Origin of the sequence: Fertoeibacter niger (assembly GCF_009380135.2) — a bacterium.
In the GTDB taxonomy this organism is placed as follows: Bacteria; Pseudomonadota; Alphaproteobacteria; order Rhodobacterales; family Rhodobacteraceae; genus Fertoeibacter; species Fertoeibacter niger.
Genome location: NZ_WHUT02000004.1, coordinates 153,702 through 169,849, shown reverse-complemented (window position 1 = coordinate 169,849; position 16,148 = coordinate 153,702). Strand labels below are relative to the sequence as shown.

The window sequence follows — 16,148 nt, the reverse complement described above, 5'->3', positions numbered from 1 at the left end:
GGAGAATTGACATGGCAGACGCGACAGCAATGGGCAAAATCACTCAGGTGATTGGCGCCGTGGTGGACGTGCAGTTCGAGGGTGAGCTTCCGGCCATTCTCAACGCATTGATCACCCACAACAACGGCAAGAGACTGGTCATGGAAGTGGCCCAGCATCTTGGCGAGAATACCGTGCGGACCATCGCCATGGACGCAACCGAGGGCCTGGTGCGGGGCGAGCCCGTGTCGGATACCGGCGCACCCATTTCCGTGCCGGTGGGCGATGCCACGCTGGGGCGCATCCTCAACGTGATCGGCGAGCCGATTGACGAAAAGGGCCCGGTCGAGGCGACCGAACACCGCGCGATCCACCAGCCTGCGCCCTCCTTTGCCGATCAGGCCACCTCTTCGGAAATCCTCGTGACCGGGATCAAGGTGATCGACCTGCTGGCGCCTTACTCCAAGGGTGGCAAGATCGGCCTGTTCGGCGGCGCCGGTGTGGGCAAGACCGTTCTGATCATGGAACTGATCAACAACATCGCCAAGGTGCACTCGGGCTACTCCGTGTTCGCCGGTGTGGGTGAACGGACCCGTGAGGGCAACGACCTTTACCACGAGATGATGGAATCGGGCGTTATCAAGGTGGATAACCTGTCGGAGTCCAAAGTGGCCCTTGTCTATGGCCAGATGAACGAACCGCCGGGCGCGCGCATGCGCGTGGCGCTGACCGGCCTTACGCTGGCCGAACAGTTCCGCGACCAGTCGGGCACGGACGTTCTGTTCTTCGTGGACAACATCTTCCGCTTTACCCAGGCCGGTTCGGAAGTGTCGGCTCTGCTGGGCCGTATCCCCTCGGCCGTGGGCTATCAGCCGACGCTGGCGACCGACATGGGTGCCTTGCAGGAACGCATCACCTCGACCAAGGCTGGCTCGATCACGTCCGTGCAGGCGATCTATGTGCCCGCCGATGACTTGACCGACCCCGCGCCGGCCACGTCCTTCGCACACCTCGACGCTACGACCAACCTCAGCCGTGCGATTTCGGAACTGGGCATCTACCCGGCCGTTGACCCGCTCGACTCCACCTCGCGCCTGATGGACCCGCTGGTTCTGGGCGAAGAGCATTATCTGGTGGCCCGTTCGGTGCAGGGCATTCTGCAACGCTACAAATCGTTGCAGGACATCATCGCCATTCTGGGGATGGACGAACTGAGCGAAGAGGACAAGCTGACCGTGGCCCGCGCCCGGAAGATCCAGCGTTTCCTGTCGCAGCCGTTTGACGTGGCGAAAGTGTTCACCGGCTCGGACGGTGTGCAGGTGCCGCTGGATGTGACGATCTCGTCGTTCAAGGCGGTGGTGGCCGGTGAATACGACCACCTGCCCGAGGCGGCCTTCTACATGGTCGGCGGCATTGATGACGTGATCGCCAAGGCACAGCGCCTTGCAGCGGCTGCGGCCTAAGGGGGCATCATGGCAGGCACCCTTCAATTCGACCTCGTGTCGCCCGAGCGCAGGCTGGCCTCGCTCGCCGCGACCGAGGTGCAGATCCCGGGGGCCGATGGCGACATGACGGCGATGGAGGGGCATTCGCCCACCATCACCACCCTGCGCCCCGGCATCCTGCGGGCGGTGAGTGCGGCGGGAACCAAGGCATTTGCCGTGACCGGCGGCTTTGCCGAGATCACCGCAACCGGCGTGTCGGTTCTGGCCGAACGCGCCATCCCGGTGGAAGAAGCCACCGGCGCGGTGTTTGACGATCTGGTGGCCGAGGCGCGTGCCCTGGCCGCCGCAGCCCCCGCCGATGACCGCGATCAGGCTGAAAAGCTGGTGAATGACATGCTGGCGATGCGCGTGGCCGCCGGGCACTGACCCTGCGCCTTTCGCGTCACAGTTGAGGCCCCCGTGCAACGCCGGGGGCCTTTTGCCATTTCATGGGCCAACTTTTGCCCGGTTCTGCCGTAGGTTGATGCGAAAGCAGCAGGCACAGCATGAAACGTATTTCCCGAAACAGCATTGGAATCGCGCAGGGGTCGCGCGTGATGTTTTCCGATTTTGCCGATGACGGCGTGATGTGGGCCGGGAACGGCCCGCGCGAAAGCCGCCATGGCATCCGCTTTGATACGGCATTCCGCGAACTGCCGGTGGTGATGGTCGGCATCTCGATGTGGGATCTGGACAAGAAAACCAACAGCCGCGCCGACATCGCCGCCGAGAATGTGACGGCGGCGGGGTTCGATCTGGTGTTCCGCACCTGGGGCGACACGCGCGTCGCCCGCATCCGCGCCGACTGGACGGCGCTGGGCGCGCTGGTGGATGAGGATGAATGGGATGTGGGTTGACCGGGGGCCTTACCCCCGCTGATACATCCCCTCATAGATCGGCACCAATGTATCCGTCTCGAACAGCGACGATACCGATGTGCCGTTCCACGTGTTCAGGATCGCCTGGGCGAACATCGGCGCGGTCGGCACGATGCGGATGTTGGGCGCGGCGCGCACGGCGGCGGTCGGTTCGATGGAATCGGTGATCACCAGCGATTTCATCACTGAATTCGTCACACGCTCTACCGCTGGCCCTGACAGCACGCCATGGGTGATATAGCTGTGCACTTCGGTCGCGCCGTTCTGCATCAGCACTTCGGCGGCCTTGCAGAGTGTCCCGGCGGTATCGCAGATGTCATCGACGATGATGCATTTCTTGCCCGCCACATTGCCGATCACCGTCATTTCCGCCACTTCACCCGCCTTTTCGCGGCGTTTGTCCACGATCGACAGCGGCACGTTGATGCGTTTGGCAATCTCGCGCGCGCGGGCAACGCCGCCCACATCTGGCGATACCACCATCACATCTTCCAGCTGGTTCTTGAAGTGATGCTCGATATCCAGCGCAAACACCGGCGCGGAATAGAGGTTGTCCACCGGAATGTCGAAAAACCCCTGAATCTGCGCGGCATGCAGATCCAGCGTCAGAACCCGGTCGATGCCCGCCTCGACAATCAGGTTGGCCACCAGTTTCGCCGAAATCGGTGTGCGGGCCTTGGCGCGGCGATCCTGGCGGGCGTAACCGAAATAGGGGATCACGGCGGTGATGCGGTCGGCCGATGACCGGCGCAGCGCATCGGCGATGATCAACAGCTCCATCAGGTTGTCATTGGCCGGGTTCGAAGTGGGCTGGATGATATACATGTCTTCCCCCCGCACATTCTCATACACCTCGACGAAAATCTCCTGATCGTTGAAGCGTTCAACCCGGGCATCCACCAGGCTAACCGCCATGCCGCGATGCACTGACATGCGCCGCGCAATGGCCTTGGCCAGGGTGAGGTTGGAGTTGCCGGAAATCAGCTTCGGCTCGGTCATGGCGGGCATGGGGATGTTCCTTGCAGTGGGCCTTGCAACGGGGGCACGAGTGACGGAATCGTGACGTTGACACCGCATATCACCCGGCTAGGGTCTTGCAAACCGCAGGCAGGGGGGCTTTGGCCAAATGGCTCATATCGAATATTTTTTCACCACGATCTCGCCCTTTGTCTATCTGGGCGGGCCGCGTTTTGCGGCGATTGTGGCGGGGCAGGGGGCCACGGTGGCATGGAAGCCGCTGGATGCGCCCGCGCTGTTTCCGCGTACCGGCGGGCAGGTGCTGGCCGAACGGCATGACAGCCGCAAGGCTTACCGCTTGCAGGAACTGCGCCGGCAGGCCGCGAATGCCGGGTTGCCGCTGAACCTGAAGCCCGCGCATTTCCCGGTGAACCCGGCACCGTCCTGCTATGCCGTGATCGCGGCGGCGCGGGTGGGGGGTGATGTGGCCGGGCTGGTGCATGGCTTTGGCCGCGCGCTGTGGGCCGAGGACCGCAACATCGCCGAGGATGAGGTGGTCAAGGATGTGCTGGCCGCCCATGGCTTTGACCCCGCGATTGCCGACCGGCACATGCTGGCGGCAGCCGAGACCTATGCCGCGAACCTGGAAGAGGCGGTGGCGAGGGGTGTCTTCGGCGTGCCCTTCTACATCGTGGGGGATGAGATGTTCTGGGGGCAGGACCGGCTGGAGGATCTGGACCGGCATCTGGCCACCCTCTGATGCCGCAGGCAGAGGTTTTCGGCCATCCGACCCATTGGCGGGTCTATGGCAGCGGCGCGCGGCAGGGGCTGGCGCTGCATTGCAGCCTTGCGCATTCGGGCGAATGGGCCGGGGTGGCGGCGGGTCTGCCGGGGCTGTCGCTGATCGCGCCCGACTTGCCGGGCCATGGCCGCAGCGGTGCCTGGGTCGGGCAGCAAGACCTGCATGACCTGACGACGCGCATCGCGCTGGAACTGGCGGGGGCAGGGCCGGTGGATGTGATCGGCCATTCCTTTGGTGCCACCGTGGCGCTGCGGCTGGCGCTGGAACGGCCCGAGGCGGTGCGCAGCCTGACCCTGATAGAGCCGGTGCTGTTCTGTGCCGCTCGGGCGGCGGGTGGCCCGGCCTATGCCGCCCATCAGGCCAGCCATGCGCCGTTCGAGGCGGCGATGCGGGCGGGCGACCGCGAGGCTGCGGCAATGGCCTTTCATACCATCTGGGGCAATGGCCAGCCGTGGCTGGCGATGACCCCGCTGCAGCGCGACTATATCCTGCGGCGCATCGGGCTGGTGGCCGCGCAGAACCCGGTGCTGAACGACGATGCGGCGGGCCTGCTGGCCCCCTGGCGGCTAGAGGGCTTGGGCCTGCCGGTGCTGCTGCTGGAGGGCGGGGCCTCGCCCCCGGTGATCGCGGCCATCATGGACGAGTTGGCGCGGCGCTTGCCGATGGTCACGCGGGCCGTGGTGCCAGGGGCCGGGCACATGCTGCCCGTGACCCATGCGGCTGAGGTGGCAGAGGCGATTGCAGGGCATCTGGCGTGCGCGTGACGCGGCATAACTTTGCGCGGGGGCGTCGTCAGATCCGTGCTTCAGCCACTGACCAGCGCCAGAAACGCATCCACTTCGGCCTCGGTGGTGGACCAGGAACAGACCAGCCGGGCGAGGGCTGGGCGATCATCGGTCAAGGCTTCCATGGGGTAATAGGCCGCGCCCGCTGCGTGCAGGCGGTCATGCGCGGCGCGGGGCAGGCGGGGGAACAGGATGTTGGCCTCGACCGGGTGGTCGCAAGTGACGCCTGCCGCAGCCAGCCCCGCCGCCATCCGCTGCGCCATGGCATTGGCATCGCGGGCCAGTGTCAGCCACAGGTCATCGGACAGATAGGCCAGCATTTGCGCCGAAAGATAGCGGTGTTTGGAAAACAGATGCCCCGCTCGCTTGCGCCGCAACTCGAATTCCCAGGCCTTTGCGGGGTCAAAGATCACCACGGCCTCGACCCCCAGCAGGCCGTTCTTGGTGCCGCCGAATGACAGGATGTCGATGCCCGCCCGCCAGGTCATCTCCGCAGGCGTAGCCCCGCTAGCCACCAGCGCATTGGCAAACCGCGCGCCATCCATGTGGCAGGGCAGGCCACCCGCTGCGGCGGTCAGGGCCGCCACGGCAGCGGGGGCATAGACGGTGCCCGCCTCGGTCGCATTGGTGATGCTGACGGCCCCGCGCTGCACCCCATGCACCGACCCGCCAGTGCGGGCAATGGCGGCGGCCAGCGCGCCGGGTGTCATGCGGCCCTCTGCCCCGTCAACCAGCACCAGCTTGGCACCGCCGGTGTAGAATTCCGGCGCGCCGCATTCGTCGGCCTCGATATGCGCCTGCCGGTGGCAGAACACCGCGCCCCAGGGTGGGCAAGCTATTGCCAGAGAAAGGGAGTTTGCCGCCGTCCCAGTGGCGACCAGATAGACCGCAGCCTCGGGCGCCTCGAAAATCGCGCGGATGCGGGCGCGCACCCTGGCCATGATCGGGTCGTTGCCATAGGGCATGGCATAGCCTTGATTGGCCTCGGCCAAAGCGGCCATCACCTGCGGCGGCACGGGGGATGCATTGTCAGAGGCAAAGAACATCAGGGTGTTTCCTCGATGATGTAATCTTCCCAGTCTTCCTCGGCGACCTCGAACTCCGGCACCGACCAACCGCGCACGGATGCCCCGGCGTCATGCACGGATTCGGGGTTGCCGGAAATCAGGGGGTGCCAAGCATACAGGGGCTTGCCCTCGTAAATCCGGCGGTAGGCGCAGGTCTGGGGCAGCCAATATGCTATCTTGGTCAATGTCTTGGGCGACAATTGCACGCAATCGGGCACGAACTGGCGGCGGGTTTCGTAATGCGAACACCGGCATGACTCGCCATCCAGCAGGCGGCAGGCCACGCGGGTAAAGGCCACCTCGCCGGTATCCTCATATTCGATCTTGTTCAGACAGCATTTGCCGCAGCCGTCGCACAGCGCCTCCCATTCCGGCGAGGTCATGTCTTTCAGGGCGACACGTTCCCAGAATTTCGGGCGGAGCTTGGGGGCTTTCATGCTTGCAGAGTGCGGTCTGGTGCGCGGAAAGGAAAGCCGTGATCTTGCAGGGCCACGTTGGTCACAGCGCGGCAAGAATGGTGCGGGCCTGGCCGCAATCGGCATCCATCTGGGTGATCAGGCCGGGCAGGCCATCAAACTTCAACTCGGGGCGCAGATAGTCGATCAGGGCCACCGACAGATGCTGGCCGTAAAGATCACCTGTGAAATCAAAGAGAAAGGTTTCAAGATTGGGGGTATTTTCACCAAACATCGGGCGCACGCCCAGGCTGGCCGCCCCGCCATAGCTGCCCGCCTGCGGGCCGGTCAGCACATCGACCTTTACCGCATAGACACCCAGACGCGGCAGGTGAAGCCCGGTCAGCGCCATGTTGGCGGTGGGATAGCCCAGTTCACGGCCACGCTTTTCGCCGTGAATCACCTCGCCCTCGATCCGGTGCCAGTGACCCAGCATGGCGGCGGCGTCGCGCGGGCGGCCCTCGGTCAGCGCGGTGCGGATCGCGGTCGATGATATGCCGGTGCCTTCGGCCTGCACCATGTCGGCCACCGTGACGGCAAAACCACAAGCGTTGCCAAGGCGTTGCAGGTCGGCCACCGTGCCGCTGCGACCCTTGCCAAAGCAGAAATCGGCCCCCACCACCACATGCCGCACGCCAAGGCCACCCGCCAGCACGTCGCGCGCAAACCCTTCGGGCGTCAGTGCGGCAAGCGCGGCGTTGAACGGCAGCTGATAAAGACGCTCCACCCCCAGCTTGGCCAGCCGGTTGGCCCGCGCCTCGGGGTTCATCAGGCGAAAGGGCGGGGCGGCGGGGGCAAAATACTCGCGCGGGTGCGGCTCGAACGTGACCACGCCCAGGGGGCCCTGGCCGCGCGCCAAGTCTATCACCGCGCGGTGGCCCAGATGCACGCCGTCAAAATTGCCCATGGCCACGGATGCACCGCGATCCGCAGGGGCAAGCCCTTGCCAGTCTTGAACAATCCGCATCGGCCCCCGTGGCGGGGTGCCCCGCCGTCAGTCGAACTTGCGGCTTGGCGCCAGAACCAGCGCCTCGCCTTTCAGCACGATGGTATGTCCCACGGCGCAATGGGTTTCAAGGGTCACGCGGCGTTTTGCATGGTCGATGGCTGTCACCTTGACCTCGGCATAGACGGTATCCCCTGGGCGCACGGGGGCCATGAATTTCAGCGATTGTCCAAGATAAACAGTGCCATGGCCGGGCAGTTGTTCGCCGATCACCGCCGAAATCAGCCCTGCGGTCAGCATGCCATGGGCGATGCGGCCCTGAAAGATCGTGTCGCGGGCATAATCATCATCCAGATGCACCGGGTTGTGGTCGGTGGACACCTCGGCGAACAGGGCGATGTCACGGTCCGTCACCTGTTTGCGCAGGAAACGGACCATGCCGATTTCGATGTCTTCAATGCAGATCGTGCCGCGGGGCATGTTGTCGAGCATCTGGCTGTTCCTGTGCTTTGCAGGGAAAGCATAGGCGATGCCGCAGTGCGGCGCAAGTTTGTTGAGTAACAATCAGCCGAAAGTGTGGCCGGTGGTGTAATTTTGTTGCTGTGGCGATCTGCCCCTTAGCGCAGATGACCGATGGCAAACGTGGTTTCCAACTGCTGGCGCTTCAGCCAGTTTTCCAGCAAACCCTTGTCGGGGTTGTCAGAATCCGCGCCGAACTGGTCAGCGGCCAGCCCGCCGGTGACAAACAGCGTATCCAGCCCTTCGTTCACACCGCCCAGAACGTCGGTCAGGATGCCGTCGCCCACGCAGAGAACTTCATCGGCCCCGATGGCGGGGTTGATGGCGGCCAGACGGCGGCGGGCCAGATCGTAGACCGGCGGATGCGGCTTGCCGAAATACAGGCTTTCCCCGCCCATCTGGTCATAGGCCTGCGCGATGGCCCCGGCGCAGAATATGCGCTTGTCGCCCATGTCGACCACGATATCGGGGTTGGCGCAGAGCAGTTTCAGCCCTTTCGTTTTGGCCAGAAGCAGGGTGGCGCGGTAGTCATCGGGTGTTTCCGTCAGGTCGTCGAACAGGCCGGTGCAAACGATGCCCTCAGCCTCGGCCAGCGGGACTTTCACGATGGGTTCCTCAGCCGCGACGGTTTCGGCCAGATCATCCGCGAAATCGGTGAAGAAGGCGTTGTCTTTTTCCGGCCCCAGAAAATAGATGCGCCGCCCCACGGCACCTGTCAGCAGCGCATATTGCGCGGCATCGCCAGAGCTTACCAGTTCGTCATAGCAGTCGCGTGGCACGCCCATGCGGTCCAACTGGTTGACAACGCTGGGTTTCGGGCGGGGGGCATTGGTGACAAGCACCACCACGCCGCCCTGTGCGCGGAAGGCCTGCAAAGCGGCGACGGCGGCGGGGAAGGGGGTTTGGCCATTGTGCAGGCACCCCCAGAGATCGCAGAACAGGGCGCGGTATTGCGGGGCCACCTCGGCCAGTGCGGGGATGATGCGGGTCATGGGGCGGCCTTTGCGCAGGTGTGATTGCGATGCACAGTGCATGCACAGGCGATGCAGAGCGCGAGATGAGGCCGGGCGTTGCCACCCGGCCCTTTGCGATCAGAGCTTCAGCGCCGGGATGATCTGCTTTTTCCGGCTCATGATGCCGGGCAGAACCACGGTGTCGCCGGTGACGGTGCAGCCGAAGGACGCCTCGGCCATCTGTTTCACCAGATCGTTGGGCACCAGCAGCGTGGCCTCTTCGCGCAGGATGTCGACCACGAACAGCAGCACCTGATCGGCGCCGTCTTCCTTGGCCACATCCACCATCGACGCCATCAGGCTGTCCTTGCGGTCGAGCACGGTCTTGGGCGAGGTGGTTTCCAGCACCGACACGCGCAGTTCCTTGCCCGCCACGTTGTATTCCTTGCTGTCCATCCGCAGCAGGGCCGCGTCAGAGAAGGCGGAAACATCGGATTTGGCGGCAAACAGCGCCTCGGCCAGTTCGGCGATGTTCACGCGCAGGTCGGCGGCCAGTTTCTCGGCCACGGCACGGTCATGCGGCGTGGTGGTGGGGCTGCGGAATTCCAGCGTGTCGGACAGGATGCACGACAGCATCGCGCCCTTGATCGCGCGGGGGGCCCGGGCCAGCGCGTCGCCCATCAGGTCATGCATGATGGTGGCGGTGCAGGCCAGCGGGCGGATGGTGATGTCGATGGGGGACTTGGTCTTCAGGCCGCCGACCAGCATGTGATGGTCGATGATGCCGATGATCTTGGCATCATTCACCGAGGGGGGCAGTTCGGCGGGGTTGTTGGTATCGACGATCACCACGGTATCCTCGGCGGTCACGTCGCTGATGATTTCGGGTTTCGGCAGATCCCAATGCGTCAGCACAAATGCGGCTTCGGTGTTGGGCTCGCCCAGCAGCACCGGGGTGGCGGGGGTGCCCTGCACCTCGGTCAGATACCAGGCCCAGATGATAGGCGAGCCGGTGCTGTCGGTGTCGGGGGATTTGTGGCCGAATACCTTGATCATGTGTCTGTCCGTCTTGCTGTTTGTGCGCCCTGCGGCGCGGGAGGGGTCTTTGCGCGCCTTATAGGGGTGCGGGCGGCGAATGTCACGCTTGGCGGCAGGCTGGCGAGGGCCGGAGCCATGCGTCTGCTGCATGGCAGAAATCCCGTATTCTGCATTGCGGCGAGACGGTTTTGTCCACATTCTAAAGGAGTACCGCAGACAGGATCACGCGGTATCCCAGAAAGAAAACCCGAGGACGATCATGCAGATCACTGCCACCAGACCCGCCGCGCCGCTGATTGCCGTGCTTCAAGGCATTGGATTGGTGCTTTACACGATTTTCGACACCTTTGGCGCCGCCAACCGTACCGCCGCCGCAATCGAAGACCGCCGCCAGCCCGACGCCGACGACCTGCGCCGTCTGGGCATCGACGCCGCAAGCTTCAACCCGCGCTACTGATCGCCTTGTCAGTGTGAGGGCAGGGGCAGGGCTTCGACCACATAGCCCTGCCGTTCCAGAAGCGCCAGCACGCCCTCTTTGCCGGGCAGATGCAGCGCGCCAAAAGCCGCCAGAACCGGGCCGTCCTTTGCGGCAGCTTCGATCACCGGAATCCACGCGCGGTTGCGCGCCATCATCATCGCCTCTTCCATCATGGCGAATTCCGCCTCGGCCTTGGCGGGTGTCGCGCCGGGCAGCTTGTGGCTGGCAAGGCGCAGAAATTCCCAAATCTGCCGTGATTCGCCGGCGAAATAGGCATCGGCCAGCGTCACCGCATAGTCGGCCCCCTGGCTTTCCATCGCGAGGGCCGAGCGGATCATGCCAAGCTGCTGGTCCGCCGTCAGGCTGCCGAACAGGCTGAACACCGTGTCGTAGGGTTCAAGGGCGCGGACGGGCAGTCCCTGCACGGCGGCCTGTGCGATCAACTGCGCATCCAGCCCGTTGGCGGCCTTCATCTTGTCCATGGCGCAGGCGGGCATGCCCAGCAGCATGGAAAGATACCAGGGCTGGAATTTTGCGGCCAGAAACGGCGGCACGCCGCGCGTGCGCATGGCGTCGGTCACGGCCTGCCATTCGGCGGCGGCCATGCGTTCGGGCAGGGTGGGGCCATCATAGACGAACATCAGCGCGGGGTCTTTGGCCAGTGCGGCCTTCAGCGCCGCCTGCTCCTCGGGGCCTGCCTCGACCAGCAGGGTCCTGGCGCGGGCCAGCATGGGGCCGACCGCCGCCATTGTGGCGGCATGGCGCGGATCATCCATGTGATAGGTGCCGATCAGCCAGATACGCTCTTCGCCCGCGGCGGTCCGGCGGGTGGCTTGCCAGAAATTTCCGCTGGCATGGGGCTGTGCGGCCACTGCGGCATCCAGTTCTGCGCGTTCGGCCGGGGGCAGGGCGGCGATGAGGTTGGCCCCCTTGCACTCGGCATGGGCAGGCAGGGCCAGGAACAGCAGCGCCGCAAGGGCAGAAAGAGCAGAGACGAAACGGTGCATGACTATCCTTTGGTTGGGCCTTGGGCTGGGCTTTGGGCTGGGCTTTGGATGGGGCCTTGGACTGGCTGTGAAACGTTGCGCGACATCTGGGCGCACCGTGGCACGGGCGGGCCCTGCGGCCAAGCCCCCGGCGCAATTTTCGCGACGGCATGCGTTGACAGGTGCGCATCGACTGCCTATCTGTGCGGCGTTGGCACTCGCCTTGGGTGAGTGACAACGGTATTCAACCTGGAACCTAGGGAGTGTTCTCAGATGGCATTCAAACCGCTGCATGACCGTGTGTTGGTCCGCCGCATCGAAGGCGAAGAAAAGACCAAGGGCGGCCTGATCATCCCCGATACCGCAAAAGAAAAGCCCGCCGAGGGCGAAGTGGTTGCCGTCGGCGCCGGTGCGCGTGACGAAGATGGCGAGCTGATCGCCATGGCCGTCAAGGAAGGCGACCGCGTTCTGTTCGGCAAATGGTCGGGCACCGAGGTGCAGATCGACGGCAAAGACCTGCTGATCATGAAGGAAAGCGACATTCTGGGCATCCTCTCCTGAGGGAAACGGGGCGTTCGCCGTGATGGCTGAGCGCCCCCGCCGGATTTCGCTGACAACAGACACATCGACAAACTGGAGCTGACAAAATGGCTGCTAAGGACGTCAAGTTCGACACCGATGCCCGCGACCGCATGCTGCGTGGCGTGAACATTCTCGCCGATGCCGTGAAGGTGACGCTGGGCCCGAAAGGCCGCAACGTGGTGATCGACAAGAGCTTCGGCTCGCCGCGCATCACCAAGGACGGCGTGACCGTTGCCAAGGAAATCGAACTGGCCGACAAGTTCGAGAACATGGGCGCGCAGATGGTGAAGGAAGTCGCTTCCCGCACCAATGACGAGGCTGGCGACGGCACCACCACCGCCACCGTGCTGGCGCAAGCCATCATCAAGGACGGCCTGAAGGCCGTGGCCGCCGGGATGAACCCGATGGACCTGAAGCGCGGCATCGACATCGCCGTGGCCAAGGTTGTGGCCGCGATCAAGGCTGCCTCGCGTCCCGTCAAGGACAGCGACGAAGTGGCCCAGGTTGGCACCATCTCGGCCAACGGCGAAGCTGAAATCGGCCGCCAGATTGCGGATGCGATGCAGAAAGTCGGCAACGAGGGCGTGATTACCGTCGAAGAGAACAAGGGTCTGGAAACGGAAACCGAAGTCGTCGAAGGCATGCAGTTCGACCGCGGCTACCTGTCGCCCTATTTCGTGACCAACCCCGACAAGATGGTTGCAGAGCTGGAAGACGCGCTGATTCTGCTGCACGAGAAAAAACTCTCGTCGCTGCAGCCGATGGTTCCGCTGCTGGAAGCCGTGATCCAGTCGCAAAAGCCGCTGATCATCATTTCCGAAGACGTGGAAGGCGAGGCTCTGGCCACGCTGGTCGTGAACAAGCTGCGCGGCGGTCTGAAAATAGCTGCTGTCAAGGCTCCGGGCTTCGGCGACCGCCGCAAGGCCATGCTGCAAGACATCGCCATTCTGACCGGTGGTCAGGTGATTTCCGATGATCTGGGCATGAAGCTGGAAAACGTGACCATCGACATGCTTGGCCGCGCCAAGAAAGTGACGATCACGAAAGACACGACCACCGTCATCGACGGCGCTGGCGACAAGGCCGAGATTCAGGCCCGCGTGGCCCAGATCCGCACCCAGATCGAAGAAACCACGTCGGATTACGACAAGGAAAAACTGCAAGAGCGCGTGGCCAAACTGGCTGGCGGTGTTGCGGTGATCCGTGTCGGCGGCATGACCGAGATCGAAGTGAAAGAGCGCAAGGACCGCGTGGATGACGCCCTGAACGCGACCCGTGCGGCCGTGCAGGAAGGCATCGTTGTGGGCGGCGGCGTGGCGCTGGTTCAGGCTGGCAAGGCGCTGGATGGTCTGACCGGGCTGAACTCCGACCAGAACGCGGGTATTGCCATCGTGCGCCGCGCGCTGGAAGCGCCGCTGCGCCAGATCGCCGAAAACGCCGGTGTTGATGGTGCCGTGGTTGCGGGCAAGGTTCGCGAATCGAACGACCTGACGTTCGGCTTCAACGCGCAGACCGAAGAATATGGCGACATGTTCAAGTTCGGCGTCATCGACCCGGCCAAAGTGACCCGCACCGCGCTGGAAGATGCAGCATCGGTCGCGTCGCTGCTGATCACCACCGAAGCCATGATCGCTGACCGTCCGGAGCCGAAAGGCAACGCAGGCGCCGGCGGCATGGGCGGCATGGGCGGCATGGACGGCATGATGTGATCTGACCCAGAGGGTCGATTGCGGGAAAGGGCGCCTTCGGGCGCCCTTTTTCTGTTGTTGGGCCAAGTGTTGTCGGGCCAAGTGTTGTCGGGCCAAGTGTTGCGGGCAAAGATTCAGGCGCGCAGATGCTGTGCCCTTGGCAGCCAGTCCGGCGGTTCGCCGGTTGTGATGATCCGCGCCTCCTCCAGCCCAGCAATCTGAAAGGCCGAGGCGGCGCCGATCTTGTCAGGGGTTGCCAGCACGATCGTCTCGCCCGCGCTTTGCACCATGCGGCGCTTGATCAGGGCCTCTTCATGGTCGCCCGTGGTCAGTCCCGCTTCGGGGTGCAGGCCGGTGACGCCCAATATGCACATATCTGCACGGATCGCGGCAAAGCCCGCCTGTGTCGCGGCCCCCAGCGCCACCATGGAGTGCCGCATCAGCCGCCCGCCGATCACGATCACCTCCAGCCGGGCAAACGGCTCCAGCGCCGCCGCGATCGTGGGGCTGTGGGTGATGATGGTTGCGGCCAGCGTGGCGGGCAGGGCCTGAACAAGCGCCAGATGCGTGGTGCCGCCATCGAGGATAACCGTCTGGCCCGGCCGGATCAGCGCCGCGCCGGCCACGCCAAGCCGCTGTTTTGCCGATACTTCCATGTTGCTTCGCTCACGCATTGGCCGGTGGGTGGGCGAGGCGGGCAGCGCCCCGCCATGCACCCGCGTCAGCAAGCCTTCAGCAGCAAGTTCGCGCAGGTCGCGCCGGATTGTGTCCTCCGACGTGCCCAGTTCCTCTGCCAGGCCGCGCGCCACAAGGCGACCCTCGGCATGCAGCCTGTCAAGCAAAAGCGCCTTTCGTTGTGCAGTCAGCATGCATGATAATCCTTGCTTATGCGTGATATTGCACGAATCAGCGCGCTGTGCCAAGGCTTGATCTCGCACCATGGAGATGACGATGGACAAAGTGATGCTGATTCTGATTGCCGGGCCCTATCGGTCGGGCAGCGGCGACGATCCGGCCGTGATGGCGGCGAATCTGGCCCGGCTGGAGGCGGCGGCCTGGCCGGTGTTTCAGAAGGGCCATGTGCCGATGATCGGCGAATGGGTGGCGCTGCCGGTGCTGCGCGGGGCGGGCGGCGGGGCAGTGGGCGATGCGCTTTATGATCGGGTGATGCACCCGACGGCGGAACGCCTGTTGCAGCATTGCGACGCCGTGCTGCGGCTGGAAGGGGCCTCGACGGGGGCAGACAATGATGTGCGGATCGCCCAGGAGCGTGGCTTGCCGGTCTATCGCTCGTTGGAGGAGATTCCGATACGGGCGGGCGCATGAATGGCGGGATATCTGTGGCACAACGCAAAAGCGGGGCTGCAACGCCCTGCCTTTCACTTCAGACTTTCCTTGTCTCGTTTTTCGGTTAACCGTTTGTAAAAGGATTGGCCGCAATGTTGATGCAAGCGGAATGCGGAGCCTGCCATGTATCTTTACAGTCTGATGTCACGGATGTTCCCGACAAGCTTCACCGCGAAGGTGTTCTTCATCGCCTTCATTGGCACCCATGTGCCGCTGCTGGCGCTGGCCGCGCGGGCGATGGCGCAGAATGCCCCCCTCTCGGAACAACTGGGCACGCTGGCGGTGGCGCTGGTGGCAACGCTGGCGGGCACAGGCATCTGTCTGGTGGCGCTGCGGGCGATCCTGCGGCCGCTGTATATGGTGGAGCGTGCCATGCGGGATTTCGAGGTTGCGGGCCAGGCGGAAACGTTGCCCTTCGGCTACCGTGACGAGGTGGGGCAATTGATGGAGCGCACCAACAGGCTGGTGCTGCATGTGAACCAGAAGATTGACGAAACCACGCGCGAGGCGGAAACCGACCCGCTGACCGGTGTGCTGAACCGCCGCGGGTTTGAACGGCGGGTGATTGACCGGGCGGCGGGGGGCATGTTGCTGCTGGATCTGGATCATTTCAAGCGGGTGAACGATTCGCTGGGCCATGAGGCGGGCGACCGCGTGCTGGTCGACGTGGCGGCGGCGATCCAGTCGGTGCTGCGGCGGTCAGATGTGCTGGCGCGCTTTGGCGGCGAGGAATTCGTTGTCTTCCTGCCCGCCGCCACGGGGCCGGAGGCGCTGGCGGCAGCGCAGCGTATCCGGGCGGTGATCGAGGCGCAGGTGCGGGCAGGGGGCCAGCCGGTGACGGCCTCGATCGGCGTGGCGCATGGCCGGCAACCCCGCCCGGTGGCCGATCTGCTGGCCGAGGCCGATGCCGCCACCTATCAGGCAAAGCGCGGCGGGCGCAACCGAGTGGTGCGCGCGGGTGGGATCGTGCCCATGGCAGCGGAATAGCGGGCGGCTTGCCGCCCAAAGGGTGTTTTCCCGGATGGATCAATCGGTGGCGGGGGGCGGCGGGCCGGATTCGGCACGGCTGCCCGGCTGGCGATGAAATCTTCGGGCCGGTGTCATGGCTGCCATAGCGCGGCTTGCCGCCGCAGTTGGTGCTCGTGCGCTGCGGCTTTGTTGCGTGAGGCCTATGGTTTGACTAAAAGGCAGTGCAACAGGAGAA

General features: G+C 64.4%; 19 protein-coding genes. 10 read left to right on the top strand and 9 right to left on the bottom strand.

Annotated features, from left to right (window positions below; all coding sequences use genetic code 11):
• Positions 1 to 11 precede the first annotated feature (11 nt).
• From atpD to GEU84_RS08510, 3 genes are all read left to right on the top strand, one after another.
• The gene (atpD, locus tag GEU84_RS08520; protein ID WP_174539541.1) at positions 12 to 1,442 is read left to right on the top strand and encodes a F0F1 ATP synthase subunit beta; all 1,431 of its coding nucleotides are present in this window, start codon (positions 12 to 14) and stop codon (positions 1,440 to 1,442) included.
• Positions 1,443 to 1,451: 9 nt separating this feature from the next.
• On the top strand, positions 1,452 to 1,850 hold the full coding sequence (locus tag GEU84_RS08515) for a F0F1 ATP synthase subunit epsilon (RefSeq protein WP_174539540.1): 399 nt from the start codon (positions 1,452 to 1,454) through the stop codon (positions 1,848 to 1,850).
• Between the two features lie 119 nt (positions 1,851 to 1,969).
• Positions 1,970 to 2,320: an H-type lectin domain-containing protein gene (locus GEU84_RS08510; RefSeq protein ID WP_174539539.1), complete on the top strand. Its 351-nt coding sequence runs from the start codon at positions 1,970 to 1,972 to the stop codon at positions 2,318 to 2,320.
• Positions 2,321 to 2,329: 9 nt separating this feature from the next.
• Here GEU84_RS08510 and GEU84_RS08505 read toward each other — a convergent pair whose 3' ends face one another.
• A complete protein-coding gene (locus GEU84_RS08505) occupies positions 2,330 to 3,349 on the bottom strand; it encodes a ribose-phosphate pyrophosphokinase (protein ID WP_174539538.1) in 1,020 nt (339 codons plus the stop codon).
• 118 nt (positions 3,350 to 3,467) lie between these two features.
• On the opposite strand from GEU84_RS08505, the gene GEU84_RS08500 reads away from it, so the two are divergent.
• Positions 3,468 to 4,058 (top strand): 2-hydroxychromene-2-carboxylate isomerase, encoded by a 591-nt coding sequence (locus GEU84_RS08500; RefSeq protein ID WP_174539537.1) that lies wholly within the window; start codon positions 3,468 to 3,470, stop codon positions 4,056 to 4,058.
• Positions 4,058 to 4,864, top strand: a complete 807-nt coding sequence (locus tag GEU84_RS08495) for an alpha/beta fold hydrolase (protein WP_174539536.1) — start codon at positions 4,058 to 4,060, stop codon at positions 4,862 to 4,864. Before GEU84_RS08500 ends, GEU84_RS08495 begins: the two co-directional genes overlap by 1 nt.
• Before the next feature lie 41 nt (positions 4,865 to 4,905).
• On the opposite strand, the gene GEU84_RS08490 is transcribed toward GEU84_RS08495, so the two are convergent.
• From GEU84_RS08490 to GEU84_RS08465, 6 genes are all read right to left on the bottom strand, one after another.
• Positions 4,906 to 5,931 carry a threonine aldolase family protein gene (locus GEU84_RS08490; RefSeq protein WP_174539535.1) on the bottom strand — a complete coding sequence of 342 codons (1,026 nt, stop codon included), beginning with the start codon at positions 5,929 to 5,931 and terminating at the stop codon, positions 4,906 to 4,908.
• Positions 5,931 to 6,389: a YcgN family cysteine cluster protein gene (locus tag GEU84_RS08485; protein WP_174539534.1), complete on the bottom strand. Its 459-nt coding sequence runs from the start codon at positions 6,387 to 6,389 to the stop codon at positions 5,931 to 5,933. Before GEU84_RS08485 ends, GEU84_RS08490 begins: the two co-directional genes overlap by 1 nt.
• A 61-nt stretch (positions 6,390 to 6,450) precedes the next feature.
• Positions 6,451 to 7,374 carry a bifunctional riboflavin kinase/FAD synthetase gene (locus GEU84_RS08480; protein WP_174539533.1) on the bottom strand — a complete coding sequence of 308 codons (924 nt, stop codon included), beginning with the start codon at positions 7,372 to 7,374 and terminating at the stop codon, positions 6,451 to 6,453.
• A gap of 27 nt (positions 7,375 to 7,401) precedes the next feature.
• Positions 7,402 to 7,845 (bottom strand): MaoC family dehydratase, encoded by a 444-nt coding sequence (locus GEU84_RS08475; protein ID WP_174539532.1) that lies wholly within the window; start codon positions 7,843 to 7,845, stop codon positions 7,402 to 7,404.
• 125 nt (positions 7,846 to 7,970) lie between these two features.
• Entirely contained in the window at positions 7,971 to 8,864 is an 894-nt protein-coding gene (locus GEU84_RS08470; RefSeq protein WP_174539531.1) for a TIGR01459 family HAD-type hydrolase, read from the bottom strand.
• A 99-nt stretch (positions 8,865 to 8,963) separates the two neighbouring features.
• Entirely contained in the window at positions 8,964 to 9,881 is a 918-nt protein-coding gene (locus GEU84_RS08465) for a manganese-dependent inorganic pyrophosphatase (protein WP_174539530.1), read from the bottom strand.
• A gap of 130 nt (positions 9,882 to 10,011) precedes the next feature.
• Here GEU84_RS08465 and GEU84_RS08460 point away from each other — a divergent pair, with 130 nt between their 5' ends.
• A complete protein-coding gene (locus tag GEU84_RS08460; protein ID WP_174539385.1) occupies positions 10,012 to 10,320 on the top strand; it encodes a hypothetical protein in 309 nt (102 codons plus the stop codon).
• Positions 10,321 to 10,328: 8 nt separating this feature from the next.
• Here the strand turns inward: GEU84_RS08460 and GEU84_RS08455 are convergent, their stop codons facing one another.
• On the bottom strand, positions 10,329 to 11,348 hold the full coding sequence (locus tag GEU84_RS08455) for a TraB/GumN family protein (RefSeq protein WP_174539529.1): 1,020 nt from the start codon (positions 11,346 to 11,348) through the stop codon (positions 10,329 to 10,331).
• Between the two features lie 252 nt (positions 11,349 to 11,600).
• Between GEU84_RS08455 and groES the strand changes: the two genes are divergently transcribed.
• On the top strand, positions 11,601 to 11,888 hold the full coding sequence (groES, locus tag GEU84_RS08450; protein WP_174539528.1) for a co-chaperone GroES: 288 nt from the start codon (positions 11,601 to 11,603) through the stop codon (positions 11,886 to 11,888).
• Positions 11,889 to 11,974: 86 nt separating this feature from the next.
• Complete coding sequence (groL, locus tag GEU84_RS08445) at positions 11,975 to 13,618, top strand: chaperonin GroEL (protein ID WP_174539527.1); 1,644 nt, start codon at positions 11,975 to 11,977, stop codon at positions 13,616 to 13,618.
• 113 nt (positions 13,619 to 13,731) lie between these two features.
• Here the strand turns inward: groL and GEU84_RS08440 are convergent, their stop codons facing one another.
• The gene (locus GEU84_RS08440) at positions 13,732 to 14,466 is read right to left on the bottom strand and encodes a DeoR/GlpR family DNA-binding transcription regulator (RefSeq protein WP_174539526.1); all 735 of its coding nucleotides are present in this window, start codon (positions 14,464 to 14,466) and stop codon (positions 13,732 to 13,734) included.
• Positions 14,467 to 14,548: 82 nt separating this feature from the next.
• Here GEU84_RS08440 and GEU84_RS08435 point away from each other — a divergent pair, with 82 nt between their 5' ends.
• Both GEU84_RS08435 and GEU84_RS08430 read left to right on the top strand, forming a co-directional pair.
• On the top strand, positions 14,549 to 14,923 hold the full coding sequence (locus tag GEU84_RS08435) for a hypothetical protein (protein WP_217438526.1): 375 nt from the start codon (positions 14,549 to 14,551) through the stop codon (positions 14,921 to 14,923).
• A 144-nt stretch (positions 14,924 to 15,067) separates the two neighbouring features.
• The gene (locus tag GEU84_RS08430) at positions 15,068 to 15,931 is read left to right on the top strand and encodes a GGDEF domain-containing protein (protein WP_174539525.1); all 864 of its coding nucleotides are present in this window, start codon (positions 15,068 to 15,070) and stop codon (positions 15,929 to 15,931) included.
• The last annotated feature ends 217 nt before the right edge of the window (positions 15,932 to 16,148 follow it).

Bases quoted from the DNA above. Each gene is read 5' to 3' on its own strand.
- GEU84_RS08430 (WP_174539525.1), top strand. From the start codon at position 15,068: ATGTATCTTTACAGTCTGATGTCACGGATGTTCCCGACAAGCTTCACC.
- GEU84_RS08460 (WP_174539385.1), top strand. From the start codon at position 10,012: ATGGCAGAAATCCCGTATTCTGCATTGCGGCGAGACGGTTTTGTCCAC.
- GEU84_RS08500 (WP_174539537.1), top strand. From the start codon at position 3,468: ATGGCTCATATCGAATATTTTTTCACCACGATCTCGCCCTTTGTCTAT.
- atpD (WP_174539541.1), top strand. From the start codon at position 12: ATGGCAGACGCGACAGCAATGGGCAAAATCACTCAGGTGATTGGCGCC.
- groES (WP_174539528.1), top strand. From the start codon at position 11,601: ATGGCATTCAAACCGCTGCATGACCGTGTGTTGGTCCGCCGCATCGAA.
- GEU84_RS08490 (WP_174539535.1), bottom strand. From the start codon at position 5,931: ATGTTCTTTGCCTCTGACAATGCATCCCCCGTGCCGCCGCAGGTGATG.
- GEU84_RS08475 (WP_174539532.1), bottom strand. From the start codon at position 7,845: ATGCTCGACAACATGCCCCGCGGCACGATCTGCATTGAAGACATCGAA.
- GEU84_RS08515 (WP_174539540.1), top strand. From the start codon at position 1,452: ATGGCAGGCACCCTTCAATTCGACCTCGTGTCGCCCGAGCGCAGGCTG.
- groL (WP_174539527.1), top strand. From the start codon at position 11,975: ATGGCTGCTAAGGACGTCAAGTTCGACACCGATGCCCGCGACCGCATG.
- GEU84_RS08505 (WP_174539538.1), bottom strand. From the start codon at position 3,349: ATGCCCGCCATGACCGAGCCGAAGCTGATTTCCGGCAACTCCAACCTC.
- GEU84_RS08440 (WP_174539526.1), bottom strand. From the start codon at position 14,466: ATGCTGACTGCACAACGAAAGGCGCTTTTGCTTGACAGGCTGCATGCC.
- GEU84_RS08485 (WP_174539534.1), bottom strand. From the start codon at position 6,389: ATGAAAGCCCCCAAGCTCCGCCCGAAATTCTGGGAACGTGTCGCCCTG.
- GEU84_RS08435 (WP_217438526.1), top strand. From the start codon at position 14,549: ATGGACAAAGTGATGCTGATTCTGATTGCCGGGCCCTATCGGTCGGGC.
- GEU84_RS08455 (WP_174539529.1), bottom strand. From the start codon at position 11,348: ATGCACCGTTTCGTCTCTGCTCTTTCTGCCCTTGCGGCGCTGCTGTTC.
- GEU84_RS08495 (WP_174539536.1), top strand. From the start codon at position 4,058: ATGCCGCAGGCAGAGGTTTTCGGCCATCCGACCCATTGGCGGGTCTAT.
- GEU84_RS08480 (WP_174539533.1), bottom strand. From the start codon at position 7,374: ATGCGGATTGTTCAAGACTGGCAAGGGCTTGCCCCTGCGGATCGCGGT.
- GEU84_RS08465 (WP_174539530.1), bottom strand. From the start codon at position 9,881: ATGATCAAGGTATTCGGCCACAAATCCCCCGACACCGACAGCACCGGC.
- GEU84_RS08510 (WP_174539539.1), top strand. From the start codon at position 1,970: ATGAAACGTATTTCCCGAAACAGCATTGGAATCGCGCAGGGGTCGCGC.
- GEU84_RS08470 (WP_174539531.1), bottom strand. From the start codon at position 8,864: ATGACCCGCATCATCCCCGCACTGGCCGAGGTGGCCCCGCAATACCGC.